We start from the raw sequence: 20266 nt of genomic DNA on the forward strand, positions 1-20266 counted from the left end.
TCCTTTTTACAACACGCTTATTCTCCTTGCGCGCTTACCATTCGCCGCTCTGACAAAACCCAAACCTACTGAAATTTCCGGCAATTACGCCCGGCACCGCCCGATCACCTTTTTCTGAAAAGAAAAAATGCTAATGCTTTCAAAGCATTTGCTGTTCATGCCACCTGGCGACAACCTGTCCGCATTACGCTAAAGTAAGGGCACATTTGTTGAGTGTCCGGAGTGGGGATGTACGATCAATATGACGCACTGATTTTCGATATGGACGGCACGATCCTGGATACCGAGCCGACACATCGAAAAGCGTGGCATCAGGTACTGGGACGATATGAGCTGACGTTAGACGAATCGCAAATGGTTGGTTTCAACGGCGCGCCCACCTGGCGGCTCGCGCAATTTATTATCGAAAAAAACCACTCCTCTCTCGATCCGTATCAGCTCGCCGCTGAAAAAACCGCGGCGGTTAAAGCCATGCTGCTGGATAACGTTCGACCGCTTCCACTGATGGAGGTGGTGAAGGCCTGGCATGGCCGGCGTCCAATGGCGGTCGGCACCGGAAGCGAACACAGCATGGCGGATGCGCTGCTCAAGCAGCTGGGCGTCCGTGACCTCTTCACAGCCGTAGTAGGCGCCGATGATGTCGAGCGTCATAAACCTGAACCCGATACGTTTTTACGCTGTGCAGCGCTGATGGGTGTCGCTCCAACGCGCTGTGTGGTGTTCGAAGACGCCGATTTTGGCGTGCAGGCGGCGAAAGCGGCCGGTATGGATGTGGTTGATGTGCGCTTGCTGTGAGTGACGTTCTGGCGCTTGCTTCTCTGTTTGGCAGCAGTTTTCTCAGCGCAACCCTGCTACCAGGAAGTTCTGAGGCGCTGCTGATTGCATTACTGGTCGCCAAAAAGGCGTCCGTTTATGGATTGATTGTCGCTGCATCAGTGGGTAATACGCTGGGCGGCATCACTAATATTTTTCTTGGTCGCTTACTGCCGTTGAAACGGCAGGGGCGATGGCATGACACAGCAATAACGTGGTTGCACCGAATGGGACCTGCAGCGCTGCTGCTGAGCTGGCTACCGGTTATCGGCGACCTGCTCTGCGTGCTCGCAGGCTGGTTGCGCTTTGCCTGGCTTCCGGTCCTGGTGTTTCTCGCCGTCGGGAAAACGCTGCGTTATATCGTTATCGCGACCGCCACCTTACAGGGTTTGCAATGGTGGCATTGATTCGCACAGATTCGAGGCTAGGGTTAACATTATGCTGAACAAAAATAAATTACTGTCCCAGCGGGAGGTTAATGTGATCCCGGACGTATCTAAAGCGCTCTCCTGGCTGGAGGCGCATCCCAATGCCTTGAAAGGTATTGGTCGCGGCATTGAACGCGAAACGCTGCGCGTGAAGCCTGATGGTCATCTGGCTGAAAGCCGTCATCCCGATTCTCTGGGATCGGCGCTGAAGCATGACTGGATTACCACCGATTTCGCAGAGACGCTGCTGGAATTTATCACGCCGGTAGATCAAAACATCGACCATATGCTGGCATTCCTGCGCGATATTCATCGCCATGTGGCGCGAGAGCTGGCTGATGAGCGCATGTGGCCTTTTAGTATGCCTTGCCTGATTGACGATGCCGATCGCATTGAGCTGGCGCAGTACGGCAGTTCCAATATTGGCCGCATGAAGACGCTCTATCGTCAGGGGCTGAAAAACCGCTACGGCGCCCTGATGCAGACGATCTCCGGCATTCACTATAACTTCTCGCTGCCGCTGAGCTTCTGGCAAGAGTGGGCGGACGTTAAAGACGCCGAGAGCGGAAAAGAGACGATTTCTGCCGGTTACCTGCGCCTGATCCGCAACTACTATCGTTTCGGCTGGGTCATTCCCTATCTGTTCGGCGCCTCGCCGGCAATCAGCTCCAGCTTCCTGCAGGGACGCGAAAGCAAGCTGCCGTTTGAAACCGACGGCAAAGATTCACTGTGGCTGCCCTATGCGACCTCGCTGCGTCTTAGCGACCTTGGCTACACCAATAAATCGCAGAGCGGCCTCGGTATTACCTTTAACTCGCTTGAAGGCTACGTTAAGGCATTAAAAGCCGCTATCAAAACCCCGTCTGAAGAGTACGCCGCGATGGGCACGAAAGACGCGGAGGGCAACTGGCTGCAGCTCAACACCAACGTTCTGCAGATTGAAAATGAGCTTTATGCCCCGATCCGTCCGAAGCGCGTTACGCGTTCTGGCGAAGCGCCCTCCGATGCGCTGCTGCGCGGCGGTATCGAATATATTGAAGTGCGCTCGCTCGACATTAATCCGTTCTCAGCTGTCGGCGTCGACGCGAACCAGGTGCGTTTCCTCGATCTTTTCCTGATCTGGTGTACTCTGGCCGATGCGCCGGAAATGAGCGCCGATGAACTGCTGTGTAGCCGTAAAAACTGGAACCGCGTCGTGCTGGAAGGGCGCAAGCCGAATCAGATGATTTCGGTCGGCTGTAGCGAAACCGAACATCCGCTGGTTGAGGTAGGTAAAGCGCTGTTCGCCGATCTGCATCGCGTGGCGGAAGTGCTCGACAGTAATCAGGGCAGCACGCAATATCAACAGGTTTGCGATCAACTGGTGGCATCCTTTGACGATCCTGAGCTAACCTATTCGGCGCGCATACTGCAGGCGATAAAAGAGAACGGCGTGACCGGTACCGGCATCGCCCTGGCGGAACAGTATCGTCATATGCTGTGCGAAGAGCCGCTGGAAGTCGTAAGCGAAGAAGATTTTACGCGTCAGGCGCTCGAGTCAGTTGCGGCGCAGAAAAAGCTGGAAGAGGAAGATGCGCTCGATTTTGAAGCTTATCTTGCCAGTCGCGAAGGTTAGAAAAGAAAAAGGCCACATCAATGTGGCCAAATTAACATCTCTGTTGTCAGGGATGATGATAACAAATGCGCGTCTTTCATATATTCAGACGCTGGGCGAACAGAAAAGTTTCATCGTTTATAAAAAAATTCTCAAAACAGGAGGTGACGTATGCCACTACTGGACAGTTTTACCGTTGACCATACCATTATGGCCGCGCCCGCAGTGCGTGTTGCGAAGACCATGAAAACTCCCCATGGCGATACCATCACCGTTTTTGACCTGCGTTTCTGCCGTCCCAACAAAGAGATCCTGACCGAGCGCGGCATTCATACGCTTGAGCATCTGTTTGCGGGCTTTATGCGCAACCATCTTAACGGCGACGGCGTAGAAATCGTGGATATCTCGCCGATGGGTTGCCGTACCGGTTTCTATATGAGCCTGATCGGCACGCCGGACGAGCAGCGCGTCGCCAGCGCGTGGAAAGGGGCAATGGAAGATGTTCTGAAGGTGAAAGACCAGAATCAGATCCCTGAGCTGAACGAATATCAGTGCGGTAGTTATAAGCTGCATTCGCTGGATGAAGCGCAGCAGATTGCGCGCAACGTACTGGCGCATGACATCGGCGTAAACCGCAATGAAGATCTGAAGCTGCCGCAAGAGAAGCTGCAAGAGCTGCATATCTAGTCGTTGCACGCGCAGCAAAAAAAACGCCGCATCGTTGCGGCGTTTTTTATGGGCGGGCGTCAGGAGCCGATAGAGGTTTTAAGCGGCGTGCGCGGCGTAATGCGCACCTGCTTCACCATATTGTCCTGTACGTCGAGAATATCAACGGCGTAGTTCGACAGCTCGACGCGGGTGTTGATCTCGGGGATCTCCTCCAGCGCCTCCAGCAGCATGCCGTTAATGGTGCGCGCTTCCTGCTCTGGCAGATGCCAGTTAAAGGCCTTATTGATTTCACGCACGTTAGCGCTGCCTTCCACCAGCACCGAACCATCATTTTGCGGCATCACCTCTTCCGCCAGCGTTGGCGACATAGACGTGGTGAAGTCGCCGACGATCTCTTCCAGGATATCCTCAATGGTCACCAGGCCTTTGATGTCGCCATACTCATCCACCACCAGACCGACTTTCTTCTTGTTGCGCTGGAATTTAACTAGCTGGATATTTAGCGGCGTACCTTCCGGCACGTAGTAAATCTCATCGGCCGCCCGCAGCAGCGTCTCTTTATTAAACTCTTTTTTCTCCGTCATGGTGCGCCAGGCTTCACGCACGCGCAGCATGCCGACGCAGTCGTCCAGCGAGTCGCGGAACAGCACGATGCGACCATGAGGCGAATGGCTGAGCTGGCGCATCACCGATTTCCAGTCGTCGTTGATATTGATGCCGACGATATCGTTGCGCGGCACCATAATGTCGTCAACGCTCACTTTCTCCAGATCGAGCACTGAAAGCAGCATGTCCTGATTGCGACGCGACATCAGGCTGCGCGACTCATAAACGATGGTACGCAGCTCCTCTTTGCTCAGCGCCGAGTTGCTGGCGCTCTCGGTTTTGATGCCGACCATACGCATCAGCAGGCGGGTAATGGTGTTCAGCAGCCAGACGATCGGCAGCATGATGTACTGCAGCGGCACCAGTAGAAAACTGCTGGGATAAGCGACCTTCTCTGGGTAGAGCGCGGCGATGGTTTTCGGCAGCACTTCGGCAAACACCAGCACGACAAAGGTCAGGATACCGGTCGCGATCGCCACGCCAGCATCGCCATAGAGGCGCATGCCAACGATGGTCGCCAGCGACGAGGCGAGAATATTCACCAGGTTATTGCCGATCAGCACCAGGCTCAGCAGGCGATCGGGACGGCGCAGCAGGCCTTCGACCCGGCGCGCGCTGCGCTGGCCGTTTTTGGCCTGATGACGCAGCTTATAGCGGTTAAGCGTCATCATGCCGGTTTCGGACCCGGCGAACCAGGCGGACACCAGTACCATGACGACCAGCGTGATAATCAATGTGGTGGTTGAAACATGTTCCAACGCGGGAGTTCCTTTTATTAAGACGAGTGAGTCAGCAGGTGCTGTAAGATACGACTGCCGAAGTAGGCCATAGTCAACAGCAGCGCGCCGCCGCAGTTGAACCACACTACGCGACGTCCGCGCCAGCCTTCATGATAGTGTCCCCAGAGCAAAACGATATAGACGAACCAGGCCAGAATAGAGAGCACCGCTTTATCGACGTTCTCGGCGCTGAACAGGTTATGCATATAAAACAGGCCGGTGCAGAGCACCAGCGTCAGCAGCACTACGCCGATCTGGGTGATATGAAACATTTTACGCTCAATGCTCAACAGCGGCGGCATATCCTGGGTAAAGGCCAGCTTTTTGTTCTTGAGCTGATAGTCGATCCACGCCAGCTGCAGCGCATAAAGCGCTGCGATGATCAGCGTCGCATAGGCGAACAGCGACAGGCCGATATGGATCATCATGCCCGGCGTGGTTTCAAGATGGGTGATAAAGGCGTTGGGCACAAAGGTGGCGAACGCCAGATTGATCAGCGCAAAGCTGTAGACGATAGGCAGCAGTAGCCAGCCGCGATTGCGCGAGGCGACAATCGTCATAATGGCGCAGATAAGCAGGCTGACCAGCGAACCGATATTGAGCAGGCTGAGATTCTGCCCGCTGTCGACGGCAAATATCCGCTGCTGCAGCGCCACGGCATGCGCCACCAGCGCGACGCAGGCGGAAAGCACCGCCATTCGCCGCCATCCACTGTTACGTTTCAACAGGCTGGGAATAATCAGTGCGAGACTCAGAGAGTAGGCGAACAGCGCCAGAAGCGAGAAAACGGACATAGATCCTTACAGGTATCAGTCAGATGAAAGGAAAAGGGCAGTATAGCGCCAGCAGAAGCCGCCTCCAACCGATCTAAGGAGCAATAGCAGAGATCGTTGCAGCTTCGTGTTATAATCCGCCGCATTATGCCGATCAGGCGCCTCGCGATTTTTTCTGAGTGAGAGAGAATGTTTGATAATTTAACCGATCGTTTGTCGCAAACCCTGCGCAATATCAGCGGCCGCGGAAGGCTGACAGAAGACAATATTAAAGACACGCTGCGCGAAGTGCGTATGGCGCTGCTGGAAGCGGACGTTGCGCTGCCGGTCGTGCGTGACTTTATCAACCGCGTCAAAGAGAGCGCGGTGGGTCACGATGTTAACAAAAGCCTGACGCCGGGTCAGGAGTTCATCAAGATCGTCCGCAACGAGCTGGTTACGGCGATGGGCGACGAGAATAACGCGCTTAACCTGGCCGCGCAGCCGCCGGCCGTGGTGCTGATGGCGGGTCTGCAGGGTGCGGGTAAAACCACCAGCGTCGGCAAACTGGGTAAATTCCTGCGTGAGAAGCACAAGAAGAAAGTGCTGGTTGTCTCTGCGGACGTTTATCGCCCGGCGGCGATCAAACAGCTTGAAACGCTGGCGCAGCAGGTCGGCGTCGATTTTTGCCCGTCCGACCTCAGCCAGAAGCCGGTCGACATCGTTAAGAACGCGCTGAAAGAAGCGAAGCTGCAGTTCTACGACGTACTGCTGGTGGATACCGCGGGTCGTCTGCACGTCGACGAAGCGATGATGGACGAGATCAAACAGGTACATGCCGCGATTAATCCGGTAGAGACGCTGTTTGTTGTCGACGCCATGACCGGTCAGGATGCGGCGAACACGGCGAAAGCCTTTAACGAAGCGCTGCCGCTGACCGGCGTGATCCTGACGAAAGTGGACGGCGACGCGCGCGGCGGTGCGGCGCTGTCGATTCGTCACATTACCGGCAAGCCTATCAAGTTTATGGGCGTCGGCGAGAAGACCGAAGCGCTGGAGCCGTTCTATCCCGATCGTATCGCCTCACGTATCCTCGGCATGGGTGACGTGCTGTCGCTGATTGAGGATATCGAGAGCAAGGTTGACCGCGATCAGGCGGAGAAGCTGGCTAAGAAGCTTAAAACCGGCGACGGCTTCGACCTCAACGACTTTCTTGAGCAGCTCAAGCAGATGCGCAATATGGGCGGCATGGCGAGCCTGATGGGCAAACTGCCGGGCATGGGCCAGCTGCCGGACAACGTGAAGTCGCAGATGGACGACAAGGTGCTGGTGCGTATGGAGGCGATTATCAACTCCATGACGCGCAAAGAGCGTGAAAAGCCGGAGATTATCAAAGGCTCGCGCAAGCGTCGCATCGCCACCGGCGCTGGCATGCAGGTGCAGGACGTTAACCGCTTACTTAAGCAGTTCGACGATATGCAGCGCATGATGAAGAAAATGAAGAAGGGCGGCATGGCGAAAATGATGCGCAGCATGAAAGGCATGATGCCCCCAGGATTCCCCGGACGCTAAGCGTTCGGCAATAAAAGCCCGAAAGGTTGCGCTCACAGGTTGCTTTTTGCGCCGAAATGAGTAAAATTTTCGGGCTTTTTATACAGCACCCGGGCCCCGTTCCTCGATGGGGCCCGGTTGTTTTATTAACTTAAGAGGATGTTATGGTAACAATTCGTTTGGCACGTCACGGCGCGAAAAAGCGTCCGTTCTATCAGGTCGTCGTTACTGACAGCCGCAATGCACGTAACGGTCGCTTCATCGAGCGCGTAGGCTTCTTCAACCCGATCGCTTCTGGTCAGGCTGAAACTCTGCGTCTGGACCTGGACCGCATCGAGCACTGGGTTGGCCAGGGCGCAACGCTTTCAGATCGCGTTAACGCGCTGATCAAAGAAGCAAAAAAAGCAGCTTAATCTGTCACGGTGGTGAGCATGAGCAAAGAACTTGCCGCACAGCCTCCCGTTAAGCCCCTCGTGTTGGGGAAAATGGGTGCTGCCTACGGCATTCGTGGCTGGCTCAAAGTGTTTTCCTCCACCGAAGCGGCCGAAAGTATCTTCGACTACCAACCCTGGTTCATTCAGCGCGCCGGTAAATGGCAGCAGGTTGAGCTAGAAAGTTGGCGGCATCACAATCAGGACCTGATCATCAAAGTCAAAGGCATTGACGATCGGGACGCGGCGACGCAGTTGACCAATTGCGAAATTACGGTCGACTCGGCGCAGCTGCCGGAGCTGAACGACGGCGATTACTACTGGAAAGACCTTATGGGTTGCCAGGTAGTCAACGTTGACGGTTACGAGATGGGCAAAGTCATCGATATGATGGAGACCGGCTCGAACGACGTACTCGTCGTAAAGGCAAACCTGAAAGATGCGTTCGGTGTGAAGGAGCGGTTAATACCGTTTCTTGATGAACAGGTTATCAAGAAAGTCGATCTCGCTACTGGCGTCATTGAAGTAGACTGGGATCCTGGTTTTTGATCTCCGAATCGCAAGGTAACGTAACGGCGAAAACGATGTGGATTGGTGTTATTAGCCTTTTTCCAGAGATGTTTCGCGCAATTACCGATTACGGGGTAACTGGCCGGGCAGTAAAAAATGGCCTGCTCAGCATCGAGAGCTGGAGTCCTCGCGACTTTGCTCACGACCGGCACCGTACGGTGGACGATCGTCCATACGGCGGCGGACCGGGAATGCTGATGATGGTGCAGCCCTTACGGGATGCGATCCACGCAGCGAAAGCGGCGGCGGGGGAAGGGGCCAGGGTGATCTATCTGTCACCTCAGGGGCGCAAACTCGACCAACAGGGCGTTTGCGAACTGGCGACGCAGCAGAAGTTAATTCTGGTCTGCGGCCGCTACGAAGGTATTGATGAGCGCGTTATTCAAACCGAAATTGATGAAGAATGGTCAATCGGTGATTACGTGCTTAGCGGCGGTGAGCTGCCAGCCATGACGATGATTGATTCAGTAGCCCGGTTAATTCCAGGCGTACTGGGCAAACAGGCGTCGGCCGATGAGGATTCGTTCTCTGACGGTTTGCTGGACTGCCCGCACTATACCCGACCTGAAGTGCTGGAAGGCATGGAGGTACCGACAGTTCTGCTGTCTGGCAACCATGCAGAGATTCGCCGTTGGCGTCTGAAACAGTCGCTGGGCCGGACCTGGCTAAGAAGACCTGAACTTCTGGAAAACCTGGCTCTGACTGAAGAGCAAGCAAGGTTGCTGAAAGCGTTCCAGCGGGAACATCAGCAACAAAACGATGAGGCGGCAGAGTAATCTCCCGCGACTATCAGTTTACCCAGGATAAGAGATTTAATTATGAGCAACATTATCAAGCAAATTGAACAAGAGCAGATGAAACAGGACGTACCTTCCTTCCGCCCGGGTGATTCCGTGGAAGTGAAAGTATGGGTCGTTGAAGGTTCTAAGAAACGTCTGCAGGCATTCGAGGGCGTGGTTATCGCTATCCGTAACCGCGGTCTGCACTCTGCATTCACTGTTCGTAAGATTTCTAACGGCGAAGGCGTTGAGCGTGTCTTCCAGACTCACTCTCCGGTCATCGACAGCATTTCTGTCAAACGCCGTGGTGCTGTGCGTAAAGCCAAACTGTACTACCTGCGTGAGCGTACTGGTAAGTCAGCTCGTATCAAAGAGCGTCTTAACTAAGGTATCGCTAACGCGACATCTAAAAGTTAATAGCAAACAAGGGGTTGGCGTGATGCCAGCCCCTTTTTTTATCTCTGCATTTCAGGGCGATGAACGTGATAAATAGCGGTGTTCACCGGCCCGCTCTCCAGAATGATTAAGCCGTAACGCATATCAATAAAGCGCGCACCGCAACGCGCCGCTACGGCGCGGCTGGCGTGGTTCTCCTCAGCGGCGAGGATCTCAATCACCTTTATCTCAGGTCGCGCAAACCCCATTTCCAGCAACAGCTCGACGGCGCGACTGGCGACTCCCTGTCGCTGCATATCGCTGCGCACCCAATATCCCAGCGCAGCGAACTGGCCCGGCTGACGGGCGAAACGGATCCCTGCCCCGCCGAGTAAGCGATCTCGATCGTCTACGATCGCGAACTCCTCCGCTTCGCCTTTTATTCTCTGCTGCTGCGTAAAAGCGATCCAGCTGGCAGCCTCCTCGGGCTGATAATCAGGATGCGCCCATGTCATCCAGGGCAGCAGCGTATCCAGCGAGCCGTTAACGGCGGCAGTAAAGTCTGGAATATCTGCGCAGGTGAAAGGACGAAGCCGTACTGAAGAGGAAACAGGCGTCATAAAATATCCGATGAAGAAGCGATAAAGGTGAGCGTATCAGGCGAACCAATACAATGCCAGCGGCGTAGTGTAATTAATACTTTACGTTTTGGTTGGCCGCTGAAATGAGGATTTTTATATATTATATTGTTTTAATTGAATATTAATAATGGTTGGTGAGGGTTATTAATTTAATGGTAATAAAAGTGTACATAGGTGGATTGCTTGTTTTACGTCCTGTGATAAAGTGTTCCCTGTCCTGTCAGAGGATCATTAATCGCATAACGAGGAAAAAAGGATCGTAGCCATGCAAAAAGACGCGCTGAACAATGTCCATATCGCTGAAGAACAGATCTTAATCACCCCGGAAGAGCTGAAAGCGAAATTTCCGCTTAATGCCCACCAAGAGGCGCAGATCGCCGCTTCGCGCCAGACGATTTCCGACATTATCGCCGGTCGCGATCCGCGTTTGCTGGTGGTATGTGGGCCCTGTTCAATTCACGATACTGAAGCCGCTCTCGACTACGCTCGTCGTTTGAAAGATCTCTCTGAACAGCTGAAGGATCAGCTCTATATCGTTATGCGCGTCTATTTTGAAAAACCCCGCACCACCGTCGGCTGGAAAGGGTTGATCAACGATCCCTATATGAACAACTCCTTTGACATGGAAGCGGGTCTGCATATTGCGCGTCAGCTGCTGGTGAACCTGGTAGAGATGGGGCTGCCGCTTGCTACCGAAGCGCTCGATCCTAACAGCCCGCAGTACCTCGGCGATCTTTTCAGTTGGTCAGCCATCGGCGCGCGTACCACGGAGTCGCAAACTCACCGTGAAATGGCGTCTGGGCTTTCGATGCCAGTTGGTTTCAAGAATGGCACTGACGGCAGCCTCGGGACGGCGATTAACGCTATGCGTGCCGCCGCGATGCCGCACCGTTTTGTCGGCATTAACCAGGCAGGCCAGGTATGCCTGCTGCAGACGCAGGGCAATCCAGACGGTCACGTTATTCTGCGCGGCGGTAAAGCGCCCAATTACAGCCCGGAAGATGTTGCGCAGTGTGAAAAAGAGATGCTCAAAGCGGGACTGCGCCCGGCCTTGATGATAGATTGCAGCCATGGCAATTCTAACAAAGACTACCGCCGCCAGCCTGGCGTCGCTGAATCGGCGATTGCCCAGATCAAAGATGGCAACCGCTCGATTATTGGCCTGATGCTGGAGAGCCACATCAACGAAGGCAATCAGTCTTCCGAGCAGCCGCGCAGCGAAATGAAATACGGTGTTTCCGTTACCGATGCCTGCATCAACTGGGAAACCACCGAAACCCTGCTGCGCGACATGCATCAGGATCTGCAAGAAGTGCTGTCGGCGCGTCTGTCACACGAGGTGTAATGAGCAATGGTGGCTGAACTGACCGCGCTGCGCGATCAAATTGATACTGTCGATAAGGCGCTGCTGGATTTGCTGGCAAAACGTCTGGAGCTGGTAGCTGAAGTGGGCGAAGTAAAGAGCCGTTACGGCTTGCCCATCTATGTGCCGGAGCGCGAAGCTTCTATGCTGGCTTCGCGTCGTAAAGAGGCGGAAGCACTCGGCGTCCCGCCTGACCTGATTGAGGACATACTGCGCCGCGTTATGCGCGAGTCCTATACCAGCGAGAACGATAAAGGCTTTAAAACGCTGAACCCGGCGCTGCGCCCGGTCGTGATCGTCGGCGGCAAAGGTCAGATGGGCACGCTGTTTGCGCGTATGCTGAGGCTGTCGGGCTACAGCGTCAAGACGCTGGACAAAGAGGACTGGGATCAGGCGGCGTCGCTGTTGAGCGATGCCGGTATGGTGATTATCAGCGTACCGATTCATCTTACGGAACAGGTTATCGCGCAGCTGCCGACGCTGCCGGAAGACTGTATCCTGGTGGATCTGGCGTCGGTCAAGAATCGTCCCCTGCAGGCGATGCTGGCGGCGCACGCTGGCCCGGTGCTCGGCCTGCACCCTATGTTTGGCCCGGACAGCGGCAGCCTGGCGAAGCAGGTTGTGGTCTGGTGCGACGGGCGTCAGCCAGAGGCTTATCAGTGGTTCCTTGAGCAGATTCAGGTATGGGGCGCGCGGCTGCATCGTATCAGCGCAGTAGAGCATGACCAGAATATGGCTTTTATACAGGCGCTGCGTCACTTCGCGACCTTCGCTTATGGGCTGCATCTGGCGGAAGAGAACGTCAACCTCGATCAGCTGCTGGCGCTCTCCTCGCCAATTTATCGTCTGGAGCTGGCGATGGTAGGGCGGCTGTTTGCGCAGGATCCCCAGCTTTACGCGGACATTATTATGTCTTCCGAAAGCAATCTGGCGCTGATCAAACGCTACTATCAGCGCTTTGGTGAAGCGATTACGCTGCTGGAGCAGGGTAATAAGCAGGCCTTTATTGACAGCTTCAACCGCGTTGAAAACTGGTTTGGCGATCATGCTAAACGCTTTATGGTTGAGAGCCGTAGCCTGCTGCGCTCAGCTAACGACAGCCGACCGTAAAAAAATGGCATCCTCAGGGATGCCGTTTTTTTATTCGCTGCGCGGTTCCACCGCGACCACATTCTCGCCGGGGTAGCAGCCAAGCACCTTCAGCATGCGGGTCAGGCCTTTCAGTTCCTGCAGCGCCTGCTGCATGCTGTCGGATTCCAGATTGCCCTGCACGTCGATATAAAACATCTCTTCCCACGGATTGCCGTTAATCGGGCGCGACTCCAGCTTGCTCATAATCAGGTTGTGCTGGCGCAGCACCAGCAGCGCTTCAACCAGTGCGCCTGCCTGCTGGCCGGTCGCCATCAGCAGCGTTGTTTTTGCAGGAACCTGATCGGACACCGCAATAGCTTTACGAGCCAGAACGATAAAGCGCGTATGGTTTTGCTGCTGGTTCGCCAGATTGCGCTCCAGCACCTGCAGATGATAAAGCTCGCCGCCCGCTTCGCTGCCCAGTGCGGCCGCTTTCGGCGAATTCAGCGCCGCGACTTTTTCCATTGCGGCGGCGGTGCTCTCGGTATATTCGATCTTCCAGTGCGGGAAACGACTAATAAACTGGCTGCACTGCTGGAAAGGCTGCGGGTGACTGTAGACGGTTTCAATCTGCTGTAAATCGGTGTTGCCTGTTACCAGCACGCAGTGCTCGATGGGCTGAGTCAGTTCACCAACAATCGAGAGGCTGGTCTGCTGCAGCAGATCGTATACGTCATTAATCGAGCCGGAACTGGTATTTTCAATCGGCAGCACTGCGTAGTCCGCCTGACCATTTTCTACCTGACGAATGATGTCCTGAAACTTGAGGCAGCCGATCTCCATCATATTGTCGAAATGGCGGGCGGCATACTGACGTGCGGCCAGATGAGAATAGGAGCCTTTCGGACCGAGGAAAGCGATGCGTGCCGCCAGAGCGTGCGCATGGTTCAGGTTTTTCTGCAGCAGAGCCTGCTGCGTCAGGACGGAATCCTCAATAATCTGCTGAAACAGCCGCGTAATATAATGCGCGTCCAGCTGATGTTTTTTACCGAGTACGATCAGGTGCTCCAGCAGCGCGCGCTCGCGTTCAATATCGCGAATCGGCCGGTGCGTGGCTAGCTTCGCCTCGGCGACCTTCACGGCAAGCGCGCGGCGTTCCGCCAGCAGCGTCAGCAGTTTTTCATCAACGGCGCTGATTTTGTCACGCAGCGCCAGTAAAGGATTGTCGGGATTCATAGGGCTCACCTGTAAACTGTCCAATAAAAAAGCCTCCCGGTTGGGAGGCTTTGTTGTTCGTCTTCGCTTTCTTTTTCACACGACGAATCGCCTCCCAGTCAGGGGAAGGTAAAAAAGAAAGCGAAGAAAAACGGCAAACGTTTCATGATGATTTCCATTCAAAAAGTGATTCGAGAGTACCCGCACTGATTTAAGGCTGTCAATAAAAAACGCGCCCGCAGGCGCGTTAGTCAAAACAGGAGAGTTAAGCGGCTGGCGTAATGGTCTTAACGCTGGTCGCTGCCCGACGGGCTTCTGGCTTGTGCTGAACCTTATTCAACTGACGCTCAAGCTTACTGATAAGGTCGTTAATCGCCGTATACATATCCTCATGCTTAGCGCTGGCGACCAGCGTGCCGTTTGGCGTGTTAATAGTGGCGTCGGCCACGAATTCTTTCGGCGCTTTGGACAGAACGATGTGCGGGTTTATCAGATGAGCTTGCCATTTTTCCAGCTTGGCGAGACGGTCTTCGACATGGTCGCGGATAGCCGCGGTGATTTCCATTTGTTTGCTGGTAATGTTCAGAATCATAGGTCTACCTCTCTGTCATTTTCCGTCTGGGTAGATCCAGCATAACGCGCTGAACAACGAAATGTGTGATTTAGATCACGAAAAAATGTCACTTTTTGTCAATGACAGCGATTTGTGAGAAAGGGTGGGAATATGGTGGAAAAGCCTTGAACCAAGGCAAGCAGAGGCGCATGATTGACGGGTTAGATCAGCGGAGAATTGACAAAAGTGTCGCTTTTCCACGCATAAAAAAAGCAGCCATCAAGGCTGCTTTTTCATTTTTCCAGCTCAGAATTAACTGGCGCTGTTTGCAGCGATAATTTTCGCCACTTTATCCGCTTCGGCAGTCAGCTGCAGATTACGGTAGGCTTTTTCCATCAGCGGCAGCGCATCACGCGTGGCCTGCGTATCGGGATAATCGCGCATCATGCCTTCAACGCGGTTAACTACCGCGACATAAGCTTCACGCTTAGTATAGAATTGCGCCACCGAGAGCTCATATTTCGCCAGGCGGTCTTTTAAATAGACCAGGCGTTTTTGCGCATCGGCCGCATACTGGCTGTTGGGGTAGTTACGCAGCAGCTGCGAGAAGTCGCGGAACGCGTCGCGCGCGTGCGTCGGATCGCGATCGGAGCGGTCAACGCCGAAGAAGCCCTGCAGTGCGGAGTCGTCCAGCGCCATATCCGTCAGGCCGCGCATATAGATAACGTAGTCAATGTTCGGATGGGTCGGGTTCAGACGCATAAAGCGATCTATTGCAGCCTGCGCCAAGGGTAAATCGGCGTTTTTGTAGTAGGCATAGATCAGATCAAGCTGTACCTGCTGAGAATAAGGACCAAAAGGATAACGGTTGTCCAGCGCTTCCAGTTGCTTAATCGCCGCTTTAAAGTTACCGTCCTGCAGCTTTTCCTGAGCGGTAGCGTAGATTTCGGAAGGCGGGCTGTCCGGTACTGTGTCCTTTGAGCTGGAACAACCCACAAGGGCCAGGCTCAGTGTGGCAGCAGCCACCAGATATTTCATACGCGTCATGACGAAATGGTTATCCTCAATTTGTTATGGCGGAAGCTGTCCGTATAGCTCCCGGTAATGACCAGGTACGATAGCACATTATATTAAACGGCATCGCCGTGAAAACCCAACGTTAACGAAGAAGCTGTATATGGCACAACAAGTTCAACTCACCGCAACGGTCTCCGAAGCGCAGCTGGGACAACGCTTAGATCAAACTTTGGCGGAATTGTTCCCTGATTATTCACGTTCGCGCATAAAAGAATGGATCCTGGACCGGCGCGTCAGCGTTAACGGCGCGGTCGTCGATAAACCTAAAGAGAAAGTATTGGGCGGCGAACAGGTCGCCATCGATGCAGAAATCGATGAGGAGCAGCGCTGGGAAGCGCAAAACATCCCGCTGAACATCGTCTATGAAGATGACGATATTCTGGTTATCAACAAGCCACGCGACCTGGTAGTGCATCCTGGCGCCGGCAACCCCGACGGCACCGTACTCAATGCGCTGCTGTATCACTATCCCGCGATTGCCGACGTGCCGCGCGCCGGTATTGTGCATCGACTGGATAAAGATACCACCGGTTTAATGGTGGTCGCGAAAACCGTACCGGCGCAAACGCACCTGGTGGAAACGCTGCAACTGCGTGAAATCACCCGTGAGTACGAAGCGGTCGCGATTGGGACGATGACGGCGGGCGGTACGGTAAATGAGCCGATCAGCCGTCACTCGACTAAACGTACCCATATGGCGGTGCATCCAATGGGGAAACCAGCGGTAACGCACTACCGCATTATGGAGCACTTCCGCGCCCATACGCGGTTGCGTCTGCGTCTCGAAACTGGTCGTACGCACCAGATCCGCGTGCATATGTCGCACATTAACCATCCGCTGGTGGGCGATCCGCTTTACGGTGGTCGCCCGCGTCCGCCGAAAGGCGCCTCGGAGCAGTTTATCAACACGCTGCGCGCTTTCGATCGGCAGGCGCTCCATGCGACGATGCTGCGTCTCTACCATCCGATTACCGGCATCGAAATGGAGTGGCATGCACCGCTGCCGCAGGACATGGTGGATCTGATCGAGGTATTGAAAGCAGATACCGACGAGTTCCGCGATCAGCTGGACTGGCTATGAGCCTGATCCTGCCGGAATGGCCCGCGCCCGCCAACGTAGGCGCCTGTTCGACGCTGCGCGGCGGCGGCGTAAGCCTCGCGCCGTGGAATGCATTTAACCTGGGCGGCCACGTTGGCGACGATCCGGCGCATGTAGCCGCTAACCGGGAAAGCCTGGTGACGCGCGCGGAATTGCCGGAAATGCCGCGCTGGCTCGATCAGGTTCACGGTACAGATGTGGTTCGCCTGCCTTCCGCGCACGCGGAGACATTGCAGGCGGATGCCTGCATCACGCGCGAAGCGGGCGTGGTGTGCGCGATCATGACGGCAGATTGTCTGCCGGTGCTGTTCTGTTCCGATGACGGCAGAGAAGTCGCCGCAGCCCATGCCGGCTGGCGCGGCCTGTGCGCCGGCGTGCTGGAAAATACGCTGGCGCAGTTCGCTTCGCCAGTCGGTCAGATACACGCCTGGCTTGGACCCGCTATCGGTCCCGACACCTTTGAAGTCGGCAGCGAAGTGCGCGCCGCTTTTATGGCTAAAGATGAGCGTGCCCGGCAGGCTTTTCGTCCGGCTGGCGCAAAGTATTTTGCCGATATCTGGCTGCTTGCGCAGCAGCGGCTAGAGGCGGCGGGCGTGAAGTCCGTAAGTATGACCCGGCGCTGCACCTTTCATGAGAGTGGCGATTTTTTCTCCTTCCGGCGCGACGGAACAACGGGGCGTATGGCTTCTTTAATTTGGCTGAGATAACCTTACGCCACAAGACGATCCAGTAGCGGATTTTTTGCTCACTGCACAGGTCAATAACCTTGAAAACTTGGGGGATGACCTCATTTTAATCTCCAGTAGCATTTTGACCTGTAATGGGAGGAATCATGCGTCTGGATCGTCTTACCAACAAATTCCAACTGGCCCTTGCCGACGCACAGTCCCTTGCTCTGGGACACGACAACCAATTTATTGAACCTCTGCACTTGATGAGCGCACTGCTCAGTCAGGAAGGGGGATCCGTTCGTCCGTTATTAGCTTCAGCAGGCGTTGACGTTGCCACACTGCGCAACGGCGTTGAGCAGGCTATCAACCGTTTGCCGCAGGTAGAAGGCAGCGAAGGGGATGTTCAGCCCTCCGCCGACCTGGTTCGCGTTCTTAACCTGTGCGATAAGCTGGCGCAGAAGCGCGGCGACAACTTTATATCATCTGAACTCTTTGTTCTGGCGGCCCTCGACTCGCGCGGCTCTTTAGCCGATTTGCTGAAATCGGCCGGTGCGACCACTGACAAGCTTACCAAAGCGATTGAACAGCTGCGTGGAGGAGATAACGTGAACGATCAAGGGGCTGAAGATCAGCGCCAGGCGTTAAAGAAATACACCATCGACCTCACCGAGCGCGCCGAACAGGGCAAGCTCGACCCGGTCATTGGTCGTGACGAAGAAATTCGCCGCACCATTCAGGTGCTGCAGCGCCGTACCAAAAACAACCCGGTGCTGATAGGCGAACCGGGCGTCGGTAAAACTGCGATTGTGGAAGGTCTGGCGCAGCGCATTATTAACGGCGAAGTGCCGGAAGGGCTGAAAGGCCGCCGCGTACTGGCGCTGGATATGGGTGCGCTGGTGGCTGGCGCAAAATATCGCGGTGAGTTCGAGGAGCGTCTGAAAGGCGTACTCAACGATCTGTCAAAACAGGAAGGCAACGTCATCCTGTTTATTGATGAGCTGCATACCATGGTCGGCGCCGGTAAAGCGGATGGCGCGATGGATGCCGGTAATATGCTGAAACCGGCGCTGGCGCGCGGCGAACTGCACTGCGTTGGCGCGACGACGCTGGACGAATATCGTCAGTACATTGAAAAAGACGCAGCGCTGGAACGTCGCTTCCAGAAAGTCTACGTCGCCGAACCGAGCGTGGAAGATACCATCGCGATCCTGCGCGGGCTGAAAGAGCGCTATGAGCTGCACCACCATGTGCAGATCACCGACCCGGCGATTGTCGCGGCGGCGACGCTGTCGCATCGCTATATCGCCGACCGTCAGCTGCCGGATAAAGCTATCGACCTGATCGACGAAGCAGCGTCCAGCATTCGCCTGCAGATCGACTCGAAGCCGGAAGCGCTGGATCGTCTCGAGCGTCGTATTATCCAGCTGAAGCTGGAGCAGCAGGCGCTGAAGAAAGAGTCTGACGACGCCAGCATTAAGCGTCTGGAGATGCTGGAAAGCGAGCTCGACCAGAAAGAGCGGGAATACGCAGAGCTGGAAGAAGAGTGGAAAGCAGAAAAGGCTTCGCTCTCTGGCACGCAGAATATTAAGGCGGAACTGGAGCAGGCGCGTTTGTCGCTGGAGCAGGCACGTCGCGTCGGCGATCTGGCGCAGATGTCCGAGCTGCAATACGGCAAAATCCCGGCGCTGGAAAAACAGCTGGCGGCCGCCACGCAGGCTGAAGGTAAAACCATGAAGCTGCTGCGCAACCGCGTAACCGATGTCGAGATCGCTGACGTGCTGGCGCGCTGGACCGGTATACCTGTGGCGCGCATGATGGAAGGGGAGCGCGATAAGCTGCTGCGCATGGAGCAGGAACTGCACGCGCGCGTTATTGGTCAGGACGAAGCGGTGGAAGCGGTATCGAACGCGATTCGTCGTAGCCGGGCTGGTTTGTCAGATCCGAATCGGCCCATCGGTTCGTTCATGTTCCTTGGCCCAACCGGCGTGGGTAAAACCGAGCTTTGTAAAGCGCTGGCGAATTTCCTCTTCGACAGCGACGACGCGATGGTGCGTATCGATATGTCAGAGTTTATGGAGAAACACGCCGTGTCGCGTCTGGTGGGCGCGCCTCCGGGATATGTCGGTTATGAAGAGGGTGGCTACCTGACAGAAGCGGTTCGCCGTCGTCCTTATTCCGTGATCCTGCTGGATGAAGTAGAGAAGGCGCACCCGGATGTGTTTAACATCCTGCTGCAGGTGCTGGACGATGGCCGTCTGACCGATGGACAGGGCCGTACCGTCGACTTCCGTAATACGGTAGTGATTATGACGTCGAACCTGGGCTCCGATCTGATTCAGGAGCGTTTCGGCGAGCTGAACTACGCGGAAATGAAAGATGTGGTGATGAACGTGGTCGGCCATCACTTCCGTCCCGAGTTCGTCAACCGTATTGATGAAGTCGTGGTGTTCCATCCGCTGGGCGAGAAGCATATTGCTTCTATTGCGCAGATTCAGCTGCAGCGTCTTTATAAACGTCTGGATGAGCGCGGCTACCAGTTGCATATCTCCGACGAGGCGCTGAAGCTGCTGGGCGAAAACGGCTACGATCCGGTCTATGGCGCGCGTCCGTTGAAACGCGCGATTCAGCAGCAGATCGAGAACCCGCTGGCTCAGCAGATACTTTCCAGTCAGCTGGTGCCCGGCAAAACGATCGAAATGGATGTCAAAGAGGGCGAAATCGTCGCTCATCAGTAAACGACAATAACAAAACGGGCCTGCGGGCCCGTTTTTTTTGTCTAAAAAAGGCAATTTTGACTCATTTTTCAGCGCATAGCCTGGAAAGTGAACGGTTAGAAAAAAAGTTTAAATTAGCGCTTGTCAGCCGGAAAGAACTCCCTATAATGCGCCTCCACTGACACGGCACAACGGCTTACGAAGCGCAGTGTTCAGGAGGCTCGGGAAGCTGAGTCGCCGGAGAAAATCGCTGAAAAAAGTGGTTGACTCTGAGGGGGAGTAGCGTAATATACGCCACCTCGCAGCAGCAGGCTCAGCCGCTGACTGCACCGCTCTTTAACAATTTATCAGACAATCTGTGTGGGCACTCGCAGGACAGATATCAAAAAGTCTACGGACTTTAAAAATATCAAGTCTCAAGAGTGAACACGTAATTCATTACGAAGTTTAATTCTTTGAGCATCAAACTTAAATTGAAGAGTTTGATCATGGCTCAGATTGAACGCTGGCGGCAG

General features: G+C 54.9%; 21 protein-coding genes and 1 other annotated feature. Of the genes, 14 read left to right on the forward strand and 7 right to left on the reverse strand.

The window, feature by feature from the left end; translation table 11 throughout:
* The first annotated feature begins 228 nt into the window (after window positions 1–228).
* From yqaB to luxS, 4 genes are all read left to right on the forward strand, one after another.
* Window positions 229–795, forward strand: a complete 567-nt coding sequence (gene yqaB / locus MHZ89_RS16760; protein WP_311783944.1) for a fructose-1-phosphate/6-phosphogluconate phosphatase — start codon at window positions 229–231, stop codon at window positions 793–795.
* A complete protein-coding gene (locus MHZ89_RS16765; protein WP_120454272.1) occupies window positions 792–1220 on the forward strand; it encodes a YqaA family protein in 429 nt (142 codons plus the stop codon). The genes yqaB and MHZ89_RS16765 overlap by 4 nt, the downstream gene beginning before the upstream one ends.
* Window positions 1221–1251: 31 nt before the next feature.
* The gene (gene gshA, locus MHZ89_RS16770; RefSeq protein WP_311783945.1) at window positions 1252–2856 is read left to right on the forward strand and encodes a glutamate--cysteine ligase; all 1605 of its coding nucleotides are present in this window, start codon (window positions 1252–1254) and stop codon (window positions 2854–2856) included.
* Between the two features lie 150 nt (window positions 2857–3006).
* Complete coding sequence (luxS, locus tag MHZ89_RS16775; RefSeq protein ID WP_103794837.1) at window positions 3007–3522, forward strand: S-ribosylhomocysteine lyase; 516 nt, start codon at window positions 3007–3009, stop codon at window positions 3520–3522.
* Window positions 3523–3581: 59 nt separating this feature from the next.
* On the opposite strand, the gene MHZ89_RS16780 is transcribed toward luxS, so the two are convergent.
* Together MHZ89_RS16780 and MHZ89_RS16785 are read right to left on the reverse strand one after the other, a co-directional pair.
* A complete protein-coding gene (locus MHZ89_RS16780; protein WP_120454266.1) occupies window positions 3582–4868 on the reverse strand; it encodes an HlyC/CorC family transporter in 1287 nt (428 codons plus the stop codon).
* Window positions 4869–4885: 17 nt separating this feature from the next.
* Window positions 4886–5683, reverse strand: coding sequence for an inner membrane protein YpjD (locus tag MHZ89_RS16785; RefSeq protein WP_120454263.1), 798 nt, complete (start codon window positions 5681–5683; stop codon window positions 4886–4888).
* A 168-nt stretch (window positions 5684–5851) separates the two neighbouring features.
* On the opposite strand from MHZ89_RS16785, the gene ffh reads away from it, so the two are divergent.
* The 5 genes from ffh (at window position 5852) to rplS (ending at window position 9359) form a co-directional block, all read left to right on the forward strand.
* Window positions 5852–7213, forward strand: coding sequence for a signal recognition particle protein (gene ffh / locus MHZ89_RS16790; protein WP_120454260.1), 1362 nt, complete (start codon window positions 5852–5854; stop codon window positions 7211–7213).
* 143 nt (window positions 7214–7356) lie between these two features.
* A complete protein-coding gene (rpsP, locus tag MHZ89_RS16795; protein WP_038624540.1) occupies window positions 7357–7605 on the forward strand; it encodes a 30S ribosomal protein S16 in 249 nt (82 codons plus the stop codon).
* Window positions 7606–7623: 18 nt separating this feature from the next.
* The gene (rimM, locus tag MHZ89_RS16800; RefSeq protein WP_120454258.1) at window positions 7624–8172 is read left to right on the forward strand and encodes a ribosome maturation factor RimM; all 549 of its coding nucleotides are present in this window, start codon (window positions 7624–7626) and stop codon (window positions 8170–8172) included.
* 35 nt (window positions 8173–8207) lie between these two features.
* Window positions 8208–8969 carry a tRNA (guanosine(37)-N1)-methyltransferase TrmD gene (trmD, locus tag MHZ89_RS16805; RefSeq protein WP_179256454.1) on the forward strand — a complete coding sequence of 254 codons (762 nt, stop codon included), beginning with the start codon at window positions 8208–8210 and terminating at the stop codon, window positions 8967–8969.
* A gap of 42 nt (window positions 8970–9011) precedes the next feature.
* Complete coding sequence (gene rplS, locus MHZ89_RS16810; RefSeq protein ID WP_033752010.1) at window positions 9012–9359, forward strand: 50S ribosomal protein L19; 348 nt, start codon at window positions 9012–9014, stop codon at window positions 9357–9359.
* Between the two features lie 68 nt (window positions 9360–9427).
* Here rplS and MHZ89_RS16815 read toward each other — a convergent pair whose 3' ends face one another.
* A complete protein-coding gene (locus MHZ89_RS16815) occupies window positions 9428–9967 on the reverse strand; it encodes a GNAT family N-acetyltransferase (RefSeq protein WP_311783946.1) in 540 nt (179 codons plus the stop codon).
* 286 nt (window positions 9968–10253) lie between these two features.
* Here MHZ89_RS16815 and MHZ89_RS16820 point away from each other — a divergent pair, with 286 nt between their 5' ends.
* Window positions 10254–11333 carry a 3-deoxy-7-phosphoheptulonate synthase gene (locus MHZ89_RS16820; RefSeq protein WP_311783947.1) on the forward strand — a complete coding sequence of 360 codons (1080 nt, stop codon included), beginning with the start codon at window positions 10254–10256 and terminating at the stop codon, window positions 11331–11333.
* Between the two features lie 6 nt (window positions 11334–11339).
* Window positions 11340–12461 carry a bifunctional chorismate mutase/prephenate dehydrogenase gene (gene tyrA / locus MHZ89_RS16825; protein ID WP_311783948.1) on the forward strand — a complete coding sequence of 374 codons (1122 nt, stop codon included), beginning with the start codon at window positions 11340–11342 and terminating at the stop codon, window positions 12459–12461.
* Between the two features lie 30 nt (window positions 12462–12491).
* On the opposite strand, the gene pheA is transcribed toward tyrA, so the two are convergent.
* The 4 genes from pheA to bamD all read right to left on the reverse strand — a co-directional run bounded on the left by pheA (window position 12492) and on the right by bamD (window position 15237).
* Window positions 12492–13658, reverse strand: coding sequence for a bifunctional chorismate mutase/prephenate dehydratase (gene pheA / locus MHZ89_RS16830; RefSeq protein WP_311783949.1), 1167 nt, complete (start codon window positions 13656–13658; stop codon window positions 12492–12494).
* Window positions 13659–13680: 22 nt separating this feature from the next.
* Window positions 13681–13805, reverse strand: a sequence feature (Phe leader region).
* Complete coding sequence (gene pheL, locus MHZ89_RS16835) at window positions 13757–13804, reverse strand: pheA operon leader peptide PheL (RefSeq protein ID WP_100279143.1); 48 nt, start codon at window positions 13802–13804, stop codon at window positions 13757–13759. Its footprint overlaps the feature before it by 48 nt.
* A 97-nt stretch (window positions 13806–13902) precedes the next feature.
* Complete coding sequence (gene raiA, locus MHZ89_RS16840; RefSeq protein WP_311783950.1) at window positions 13903–14229, reverse strand: ribosome-associated translation inhibitor RaiA; 327 nt, start codon at window positions 14227–14229, stop codon at window positions 13903–13905.
* Window positions 14230–14502: 273 nt separating this feature from the next.
* Window positions 14503–15237 carry an outer membrane protein assembly factor BamD gene (gene bamD / locus MHZ89_RS16845; RefSeq protein ID WP_120454244.1) on the reverse strand — a complete coding sequence of 245 codons (735 nt, stop codon included), beginning with the start codon at window positions 15235–15237 and terminating at the stop codon, window positions 14503–14505.
* 130 nt (window positions 15238–15367) lie between these two features.
* Between bamD and rluD the strand changes: the two genes are divergently transcribed.
* The 3 genes from rluD to clpB all read left to right on the forward strand — a co-directional run bounded on the left by rluD (window position 15368) and on the right by clpB (window position 19772).
* On the forward strand, window positions 15368–16348 hold the full coding sequence (gene rluD / locus MHZ89_RS16850) for a 23S rRNA pseudouridine(1911/1915/1917) synthase RluD (protein WP_311783951.1): 981 nt from the start codon (window positions 15368–15370) through the stop codon (window positions 16346–16348).
* Complete coding sequence (gene yfiH / locus MHZ89_RS16855) at window positions 16345–17073, forward strand: purine nucleoside phosphorylase YfiH (protein ID WP_311783952.1); 729 nt, start codon at window positions 16345–16347, stop codon at window positions 17071–17073. Before rluD ends, yfiH begins: the two co-directional genes overlap by 4 nt.
* A 125-nt stretch (window positions 17074–17198) precedes the next feature.
* Complete coding sequence (gene clpB / locus MHZ89_RS16860; RefSeq protein WP_311783953.1) at window positions 17199–19772, forward strand: ATP-dependent chaperone ClpB; 2574 nt, start codon at window positions 17199–17201, stop codon at window positions 19770–19772.
* The last annotated feature ends 494 nt before the right edge of the window (window positions 19773–20266 follow it).

The organism is Pantoea sp. ACRSB, assembly GCF_022346905.1.
Classification (GTDB): Bacteria; Pseudomonadota; Gammaproteobacteria; order Enterobacterales; family Enterobacteriaceae; genus Pantoea; species Pantoea piersonii.

Coding starts and splice junctions, on each gene's coding strand:
- yqaB (WP_311783944.1), top strand. CDS start 229: ATGTACGATCAATATGACGCACTGATTTTCGATATGGACGGCACGATC.
- gshA (WP_311783945.1), top strand. CDS start 1,252: ATGCTGAACAAAAATAAATTACTGTCCCAGCGGGAGGTTAATGTGATC.
- luxS (WP_103794837.1), top strand. CDS start 3,007: ATGCCACTACTGGACAGTTTTACCGTTGACCATACCATTATGGCCGCG.
- MHZ89_RS16785 (WP_120454263.1), bottom strand. CDS start 5,683: ATGTCCGTTTTCTCGCTTCTGGCGCTGTTCGCCTACTCTCTGAGTCTC.
- ffh (WP_120454260.1), top strand. CDS start 5,852: ATGTTTGATAATTTAACCGATCGTTTGTCGCAAACCCTGCGCAATATC.
- rpsP (WP_038624540.1), top strand. CDS start 7,357: ATGGTAACAATTCGTTTGGCACGTCACGGCGCGAAAAAGCGTCCGTTC.
- rimM (WP_120454258.1), top strand. CDS start 7,624: ATGAGCAAAGAACTTGCCGCACAGCCTCCCGTTAAGCCCCTCGTGTTG.
- trmD (WP_179256454.1), top strand. CDS start 8,208: ATGTGGATTGGTGTTATTAGCCTTTTTCCAGAGATGTTTCGCGCAATT.
- rplS (WP_033752010.1), top strand. CDS start 9,012: ATGAGCAACATTATCAAGCAAATTGAACAAGAGCAGATGAAACAGGAC.
- MHZ89_RS16815 (WP_311783946.1), bottom strand. CDS start 9,967: ATGACGCCTGTTTCCTCTTCAGTACGGCTTCGTCCTTTCACCTGCGCA.
- MHZ89_RS16820 (WP_311783947.1), top strand. CDS start 10,254: ATGCAAAAAGACGCGCTGAACAATGTCCATATCGCTGAAGAACAGATC.
- tyrA (WP_311783948.1), top strand. CDS start 11,340: ATGGTGGCTGAACTGACCGCGCTGCGCGATCAAATTGATACTGTCGAT.
- pheA (WP_311783949.1), bottom strand. CDS start 13,658: ATGAATCCCGACAATCCTTTACTGGCGCTGCGTGACAAAATCAGCGCC.
- raiA (WP_311783950.1), bottom strand. CDS start 14,229: ATGATTCTGAACATTACCAGCAAACAAATGGAAATCACCGCGGCTATC.
- bamD (WP_120454244.1), bottom strand. CDS start 15,237: ATGACGCGTATGAAATATCTGGTGGCTGCTGCCACACTGAGCCTGGCC.
- rluD (WP_311783951.1), top strand. CDS start 15,368: ATGGCACAACAAGTTCAACTCACCGCAACGGTCTCCGAAGCGCAGCTG.
- yfiH (WP_311783952.1), top strand. CDS start 16,345: ATGAGCCTGATCCTGCCGGAATGGCCCGCGCCCGCCAACGTAGGCGCC.
- clpB (WP_311783953.1), top strand. CDS start 17,199: ATGCGTCTGGATCGTCTTACCAACAAATTCCAACTGGCCCTTGCCGAC.